The following is a 7,491-nucleotide window of genomic DNA, read 5'->3' on the forward strand; positions in this document are numbered from 1 at the left end:
GAACCTCGAACCTCGAACCTCGAACCTCGAACCTCGAACCTCGAACCTCGAACCTAATCCCTAGAACCTAAAATCTTCATGAAGGCGTTGCCAATGAGTTTTAAGTTGTTGTTTATGTGCTTTACTCATTGGTAAATTCTTAATCGCATCTGGCCATTGTGTACGCGCTTTATTAATTACATCATCTAAATGAGGTTTTATAGCTCGCCAAGGAGTGTCTGCTTTTTTAGACCAGTATTCAAAATGTTTATAAGAGATATCGTACCATGCTTTTGTTTTCGCGAGGTTGAGTGCAAAATGTTGCTCATTTGCAATGTAAACACTGGTTGTAACTATATCATAAGCAGGTGATAGCCTTGGCGTTGTTTGGTCTGAATATAATAAACTCCAATTTTTTAGGTGAGCGTCACCATTAGCTAGCAGAATATTAGCAAGTAAACGTCTTGCTAGCTGTTGCACATCAGCGAGCCCATCCTCTGAAAACTGATATAAGATCCTTGCTATTTGCTCATAGTTTCCTGAATCGTATTTATCGTGTGGGTACTTAACGAGTACTTGTGCAAAATCTTCCATGTGAATTCGTTGATTGCTTTGCCTATCGAATCGCTTTATTGCAAACGCTAGTTTTTCATCAGGTAAATTAATTTGAGGTAAATTATCTAATTGTTCAATATTAACTAGTTTTATATCCGGAATATCCACACCTACCATTGACGCTAAAGTCATGGATGTAAACTCATTAGTAGGCACATCTTTATGTTTAGTTGAGGGGGTTTTTATGATCCAATCACCTAACACATTATCACGTGCTAAATTATATCGGCCGTCTTTTTCTTTCATAGAAAATTTCATTTGGACACCAGCCAAAGAAAATTTATTCTCTTGATTTAACTTGTCAAAATTCACCGCAGTTACTTGGCCATGACTATTAAATAGGCTAATTGGAACATCCTCAGGCTTCATTGGTTCAGCAACTAAAGCACCTGGTAAGTCCATTCCGAGGTACGAAAGGATGTGAAACTCATTATCTACATGAGTTTTAAGGCCTTGAGCTATTAGTTCGCGTAATGAACCTTCTGGTAGTAGGTTTGATAGTATGGGGTGAACGCGTTGGTTTGTTACCCAAGGTTCTGACATCATTTTTTCAGCTCGTGGGAAGTTTGGATGTGTAGTTAAGCTAAATGTTGGCCTCGTTTTATTTAAACGAAAGCTTTCATCGAAGTGGAATATGTTTAAGCCATTTTTACCCCCAGCAAGAAAGCCTACTACATGGCCATGCAGTGTTAACTTTAAAACATTAATTTCCATGTTCATCCTCATCCTCTAGTAATCCTTTCCATGGATCTTCAGATACAGTTATTTTTTGTAGGCTTTGATTAGGCTTTTGGTGTTCGGTTGGTATGTTGCCATCACTGTTTTTGAGGGCTGCTAATACCACACTCATTTTTTCTTTCGGTATTAACATTATTTCACTATTAAGCCCTTGAGCTACTAATGTTAGCGTATCTAATCTGGGATTGCCTTTTGCTTCAAGTCGCTGGTATTGTTGCCTAGAAATACCAATGCGCATGGGCATTTCATTTTGTTTTATTTTTAGAGCAAGACGACGGTTTTTTATTTGCTGTAGAAGGTTCATTTAAGGAAACTAATAAGTTGCTTTTTAAATTTATAGAAACATATTAGTTGCTATTGTTGTTTTTAGCAACTTAAGTGTTGCTATTTTATACTGTACTCGGGTTGCGAATTACGGGCGACGGGTTACGGGCTTCGGGCGACGAGCTGTGGGCAGCGGGGAGCGAGTTACGAGCCTCGAACCTCGAATTAACCAGTTGGGCTAATGGTTTTATGTTCTTATTTACTCCTCATTCACTTCTCTTTGTGAATAAGATCTTAAAATATTTATGCACAAAGAGTTTAAGAGACGCAGCGCTTTTAGAGGAAGTTACGGGCTGCGAGCTGCGGGCGACGAGCCTAGAGCTAAACACCGAACCTCAAGCCTAGAACCTAAAATCGACGCGGGGTGAACCCGCTGCTACAGATATTTAAAAACCTTGCGATATTAACCGCAAGGTTTTTAAATTTCTCGAAGCTCGAAGCTCGAAGCTCGAAGCTCGAAGCTCGAAGCTCTAACCTATCCCTTCCCAATTTCTACCTTCACCTCGTTCCCCAGTACTTCCCTATACTTTGTAGCGAGTGCATTTTTAGCGTCATCATCGCCATGGACTATTTTTATATGGCGGGGCTTTTTGCGCATACCGGTTACAAATTTAATGAGACCTGCCTGATCTGCATGAGCACTATAACCGCTTATAGTGTGTATTTTGGCGTTAATATTCATCCTAGTATTATTTATCAACACGTAGCCATTTTTTGGTCCGTAGGTTTGTATATCGCGACCTAATGTTCCGCGCCCTTGGTAACCTACAAACAATACATCGGTTGTTTTGTCAGGTAAAAAGCGTTCAAGGTAATTAACTATACGCCCGCCGGTGCACATACCGCTTGCAGCTAGGATAATTGCAGGTGTTTGGCGTGTGGCGAGGTAATTTATTAACGCTAAGTGCTCGCTATGGGTATTTATTGTAGTGAGGTTTTCAAAGTCGAGTGGGTGACGGCCTTTGGCTACTTTTTGTTTTGCTTCTTCATCCCATAAATATTTAAATTTTCGGTATTGCTGAGTAAAGTTAGCTGCCATGGGGGAGTCGAGTATTACTTGTATTGTGCGCCAAGGTGAGTTTTTAGTAGAAGCATGAATTAGCTGTTCAAGCTCGTATAACAGTTCTTGCGTGCGGCCAATACTAAAGGCAGGCACAAGTACTACGCCGTTGTCGGCAACAGCGCGTTCAATCACGTTTTTTAAGGTTTGCGTACGTTGTTTACGACCTTGGTGATTTTTATCACCATAAGTTGACTCTATCACTAAGGTATCGGCTTTATAGGGCGCTTTAGGTGCGGGTAGTAAAGGCGTATAGGGCGCGCCTAAATCACCAGAAAAAACCACTCTATGATTATTATTAGCTTTATAAGGAGACGTGCTTATGTCTATTTCAACATAGGCGGAGCCTAAAATATGCCCTGCTCGTTGTAATCGGGCTTTCGCTGTGTGTTCGCCTTTGCAAGGAAGATCGAACCAGGTTTTAAAATCAACTTCAATAATTTGTTGTTTAAGTAGCCTTAAGCAGGTATCTATTATTTTTTGGTCTCGCGTAACGCCCACTTTTAATGCATCTTCAATGACTAACGGCAATAAGCTTGCTGATGCAACAGAGGTAAATATGGATCCTTTAAAGCCAGCCATTAACAAATAGGGAATTCGGCCAACATGATCAATATGGCAATGGGTAACTATTAATGCGCGAACAGTGTCTATATTAAATTCAATGCTTAGATCATCTACAGAATCTTCACCCTGGAATAGTCCGCAATCAATTAGAAAAGAGCTTTGGTCGTTTATTATCAGCTGGTGGCATGAGCCTGTCACGCCATTTACTGCTCCGTGGTGAAGTATTTTCATGAGGGTCCTTATTGCTTGTTTTGTAGGCGGGGCTTTATGCCGCGCATTTTAATCTTTGTAGATAGGCCTAAAGAACTTGCGCGAGGTAAACTCCCGCCTACAAATTTTCAATTGCATTTACAAACTTCGGCCTACGGGTATTTATATTTTATTTCAAATAAATACAATCCCAAAATGGGTAATCGCCAACGTTATCAACGATATTAGCTCTAAGCGGGTTTGCTACTATATAGCGCGCATAGTTAATGAGATCTTTTTCATCTCGGATCATATGATCGTAATAATCACTTTGCCAAAGCTCATTAATTTTGTGATGATCTCGGGCAAGTTTGGTGCAACGGCCTTTAAATAGCCTAATTAAGGCGCTCAAATGCATGCTTACTTTTAATTGAAAAAGCCAATGTATATGGTCTGGCATTAAGACAAAAGCAATACTTTTACAGGCACCTTCTTCTTCAAGTTGCTTAATTTCATAAATTATTTTTCTATTGATACTTAAATCGCTCAATAGCTTTTGTCTGTTATTAATGACCAGGGTTACGCAGTAATAGTGGTTGGGTATTGAAATACGACCTTTCCTTAGGTTTTGTGATTTTTTCATTTTGATATCTTGTGGTTTTATAGGTAAATATAGCAGGCAATTAATTGGGTTGCTTAATACCTAAATTCTGCGCGAGGTAAACTCCCGCCTACGGGTATAAAAAAACCTTGCGATATTAACCGCAAGGTTTTTAAATTTCTCGAATCTCGAATCTCGAATCTCGAACCTCGAACCTAGCTCTTAAAAGCGTCTTGTAGTGGTGGCACTACTTGCTTTTTACGGCTCAATACGCCGTCTAGCCATACTTTACGGTCTTCTGGTTTTTCACCATAAGCTTGCTCAACAAGGCTGGCATCGTCTGATGCAATTAGCATTTGTGAGCCTTCTTTCATAATGTCGGTCAGAAGTAAAAATACTGAATGACGACCGCCTTCTTCTTTAAGCTTGGCAATGTCGGCTTCAAGGTCGGCTTTAATCTCGTCAAATACCGCAAGGTCAATAACTTCTAACTGACCAATACCAACAAGGTTACCGTTCATGTTAAAGTCTTTAAAGTCACGCATTACTAAATCACGTACAGGCGTATCTTCAACGGCTGATTTAACGCGGAACATGTCCATGCCTAGTTCTTTAAAGTCTTCAATGCCTGCAATTTCTGCAAGTGCTTCAACACATTTAATATCGGCTGTGGTACAGGTTGGTGATTTAAAAATAACCGTGTCGCTTAATATGGCGCAAAGCATAATGCCAGCAATATCTTTAGGGATCTCTACGTTATAAAAATCGTACATCATCTTAATAATGGTGTTAGAACAACCAACAGGGCGGATCCAACACTCAAGCGGTGTCGATGAGGTTAAATCACCTAATTTATGGTGATCAACTACGCCAACAACGCGAGCCTGATCAATATCATCAGGTGCTTGGGTTTTTTCTGTGTGGTCTACAATGTAAACGTCTTCGCCAGCGTAGCTAAGTTTAAGCTCAGGTGCTTCGAAGCCAAATTTATCTAAAATAAACTGTGTTTCTGGTGATACTTCACCAAGGCGGGTTGGAATTGCCGGCTCATCAATTTGGTTTTTTAAATAAGCCAGTGCAATTGCACCACATATTGAATCTGAATCTGGGATTTTATGGCCCACTACATACATTGACATTGACTAAACTCCTTAAAATTTGCCGATATTCTAGCAAAGTATCCAGCTTTTAACATATAGACAGTGCAATTAAGTTTTAGCTAAACTTGAAAACCTTATATAAATTAGGAACTGCATATGCGATTAAGCCGCAAAGGTTGGAACAATGTTATTATTTTTTCTATGTTGATCATGATCTTCTTTTTAAATGGTCTTCATAAAAAGATTGGATCCGATGAAACGCAGGCGCAACTGCAGCCACTACTTCCTGTGCAAAGCTTTGTGTTAACACTTGAATTTAGCGACCAAAAAATTGAGCGCATTGGTACAAGCTGGCGTACTACTGCTTTGATCAAAGAGGTACCGCTTAGTTGGCAAGGTTCAGAGCAGCAACTTAGTGAGCTTGTTTATTTATGGCAAAATACAGCGTTAATGACGACAGCCACACCTGATGCGCTTGATATTAATAAGCCACTATCGGCAGCGACGTTTGAGCTCGCCGGTGAGCCCCTACCTTGGGTGTACTTATTATATAAAGCAAATGGTGAGTATTATCTTCTCGAGAAAACCAGTCAGCGACTAATGTTGCTTGATTTAAGCATTGCAAAGCAATTATTTCCTAGTTTTACCTTTTCATAAGTGAGTTTTATAAATGCCTGAATTACCAGAAGTAGAAGTTAGCCGCATGGGCATTACCCCCCATGTGCTAAACCAAGTCGTTACTAAGGTAAATATTCATAATGCCAGTATGCGCTGGCCTGTGCCAGATGAGGTGTATCAACTTGAAGGGCTGGTGGTTAGCGGTATTGAACGCCGTGCAAAATACTTATTGTTAAAGTGCGAGTTAGGCTCGGCTATATTGCACTTAGGGATGTCAGGGAACTTGCGCGTTGTAAATAAAACCGAGCCACTTAAAAAACACGACCATGTTGAGTTTATTTTAGCGAACAATAAGGCGCTTCGTTTAAATGATCCACGCCGCTTTGGTTGTTGTTTATGGCAAGCACCCAATGAAGAGCATAAGCTACTTGCTAAATTAGGCCCCGAGCCACTCACCGATGACTTTTTTGCTAAACGTGTTTATGAGCAATCACGTAATAAAAAAGTGCCCGTTAAGCAGTTTATTATGAATAACGCCGTTGTGGTGGGGGTCGGTAATATTTATGCTAACGAGTCGTTATTTAAAGCGGGTATCGATCCGCGAAAAGAAGCCGGTAAAGTAAGCCTTAAACGCTACCAAGCGTTAATCCCAATTATAAAAGACACCTTAGCCGCTGCAATTACCCAAGGCGGCACGACGTTAAAAGACTTTGCCCAAAGTGACGGTAAGCCAGGCTACTTTGCGCAACAGCTATTAGTGTATGGCCGAAAAGGCCAGCCTTGTGTAAATTGCGATACAGCACTAACAGAAATTCGTTTAGGCCAACGCAGCACCGTTTTTTGTGAGGTGTGTCAGAAGTAATTAGGTGTTAGGTATTAGGAACTAGGTAATAGGAAAACCTCAAATCTCAAACCTATGGCGTTCTCTTTCCGCGAGGCGCCTCTGTGCACTCTGTGGTGCAAAATAAATTTAAAGGCTTTAGGTAGAGATTAAGCCAAGCACGGTGTTTGGATTAAACTTAGGTGGGTATTTATGTCGTGCAGGTGTTTGGTTAAAGGTAAAAGAGCAGGTTTTAGGTGTTAGGTAGATATTAAGCCACGTACATTGCAAGGATTGAGCGTATGCGGGGCTTTATGCCGCGCATTAGGTGTTAGGTAGAGATTAAGAGCAAAATTTAGGTTGTATTTTATTAAATAAAAACTAAGCTCAAAATATATCATTAAGGATAATAGATATGATGAATTTTGAAAGTTTAGAGGTATGGAAACGAGCTGCTCGTTTAAGTGCAGATATATATAAAAATCCAACAATAACAAAAGATTTTGGTTTTCGAGATCAGTTAACACGCGCAGGATTGTCTGTACCTAGTAATATTGCTGAGGGAATGACACGAGATAGTGACAGAGAAAAAGTGCGTTTTTTAGATATTGCTCGTTCTTCTTTAGCTGAAGCTAGAACACAAATTTATATAGGTATTGATATAAACTATATTGATTCGAATGTCGGCCAACTTTGGTTGTGTGAAACATCTGAGTTATCAAAGATGCTATCGAGCTTAATCTCTAAAATTAAAGAACGAATCTGAGAGATTTAAATTGTTTAAGCTATTTTAATTACCCACACTAATTTTATGGTTATTTTTGATAAAACCTAAAACCTAAAACCTAAAACCTAAAACCTAAAACCTAAAACCTAAAAC

8 protein-coding genes are annotated in these 7,491 nt (G+C 39.8%); 3 read left to right on the forward strand and 5 right to left on the reverse strand.

The window, feature by feature from the left end:
- Nucleotides 1-60 precede the first annotated feature (60 nt).
- From QMA00_RS18155 to QMA00_RS18175, 5 genes are all read right to left on the reverse strand, one after another.
- Nucleotides 61-1,314: a HipA domain-containing protein gene (locus tag QMA00_RS18155; protein WP_076922935.1), complete on the reverse strand. Its 1,254-nt coding sequence runs from the start codon at nucleotides 1,312-1,314 to the stop codon at nucleotides 61-63.
- Complete coding sequence (locus tag QMA00_RS18160) at nucleotides 1,298-1,636, reverse strand: helix-turn-helix transcriptional regulator (protein ID WP_008110891.1); 339 nt, start codon at nucleotides 1,634-1,636, stop codon at nucleotides 1,298-1,300. Before QMA00_RS18160 ends, QMA00_RS18155 begins: the two co-directional genes overlap by 17 nt.
- A gap of 495 nt (nucleotides 1,637-2,131) precedes the next feature.
- Nucleotides 2,132-3,514, reverse strand: coding sequence for an MBL fold metallo-hydrolase (locus tag QMA00_RS18165; protein WP_290158360.1), 1,383 nt, complete (start codon nucleotides 3,512-3,514; stop codon nucleotides 2,132-2,134).
- 148 nt (nucleotides 3,515-3,662) lie between these two features.
- On the reverse strand, nucleotides 3,663-4,115 hold the full coding sequence (locus tag QMA00_RS18170) for a transposase (RefSeq protein WP_290158362.1): 453 nt from the start codon (nucleotides 4,113-4,115) through the stop codon (nucleotides 3,663-3,665).
- A 173-nt stretch (nucleotides 4,116-4,288) separates the two neighbouring features.
- A complete protein-coding gene (locus tag QMA00_RS18175) occupies nucleotides 4,289-5,212 on the reverse strand; it encodes a manganese-dependent inorganic pyrophosphatase (RefSeq protein WP_290158364.1) in 924 nt (307 codons plus the stop codon).
- 117 nt (nucleotides 5,213-5,329) lie between these two features.
- On the opposite strand from QMA00_RS18175, the gene QMA00_RS18180 reads away from it, so the two are divergent.
- From QMA00_RS18180 to QMA00_RS18190, 3 genes are all read left to right on the forward strand, one after another.
- Nucleotides 5,330-5,830, forward strand: a complete 501-nt coding sequence (locus QMA00_RS18180) for a hypothetical protein (protein WP_290158365.1) — start codon at nucleotides 5,330-5,332, stop codon at nucleotides 5,828-5,830.
- Nucleotides 5,831-5,843: 13 nt separating this feature from the next.
- Nucleotides 5,844-6,653 (forward strand): bifunctional DNA-formamidopyrimidine glycosylase/DNA-(apurinic or apyrimidinic site) lyase, encoded by an 810-nt coding sequence (gene mutM, locus QMA00_RS18185; protein ID WP_290158367.1) that lies wholly within the window; start codon nucleotides 5,844-5,846, stop codon nucleotides 6,651-6,653.
- Between the two features lie 376 nt (nucleotides 6,654-7,029).
- A complete protein-coding gene (locus QMA00_RS18190) occupies nucleotides 7,030-7,377 on the forward strand; it encodes a four helix bundle protein (RefSeq protein ID WP_075170549.1) in 348 nt (115 codons plus the stop codon).
- Nucleotides 7,378-7,491: the final 114 nt, after the last annotated feature.

Source organism: Pseudoalteromonas sp. APC 3694 (assembly GCF_030407565.1).
GTDB lineage: Bacteria > Pseudomonadota > Gammaproteobacteria > Enterobacterales > Alteromonadaceae > Pseudoalteromonas > Pseudoalteromonas tetraodonis.

Excerpts from the sequence above, each read along its gene's own strand:
- QMA00_RS18170 (WP_290158362.1), bottom strand. The coding sequence starts at position 4,115 with ATGAAAAAATCACAAAACCTAAGGAAAGGTCGTATTTCAATACCCAAC.
- QMA00_RS18160 (WP_008110891.1), bottom strand. The coding sequence starts at position 1,636 with ATGAACCTTCTACAGCAAATAAAAAACCGTCGTCTTGCTCTAAAAATA.
- QMA00_RS18155 (WP_076922935.1), bottom strand. The coding sequence starts at position 1,314 with ATGAACATGGAAATTAATGTTTTAAAGTTAACACTGCATGGCCATGTA.
- QMA00_RS18165 (WP_290158360.1), bottom strand. The coding sequence starts at position 3,514 with ATGAAAATACTTCACCACGGAGCAGTAAATGGCGTGACAGGCTCATGC.
- QMA00_RS18180 (WP_290158365.1), top strand. The coding sequence starts at position 5,330 with ATGCGATTAAGCCGCAAAGGTTGGAACAATGTTATTATTTTTTCTATG.
- mutM (WP_290158367.1), top strand. The coding sequence starts at position 5,844 with ATGCCTGAATTACCAGAAGTAGAAGTTAGCCGCATGGGCATTACCCCC.
- QMA00_RS18175 (WP_290158364.1), bottom strand. The coding sequence starts at position 5,212 with ATGTCAATGTATGTAGTGGGCCATAAAATCCCAGATTCAGATTCAATA.
- QMA00_RS18190 (WP_075170549.1), top strand. The coding sequence starts at position 7,030 with ATGAATTTTGAAAGTTTAGAGGTATGGAAACGAGCTGCTCGTTTAAGT.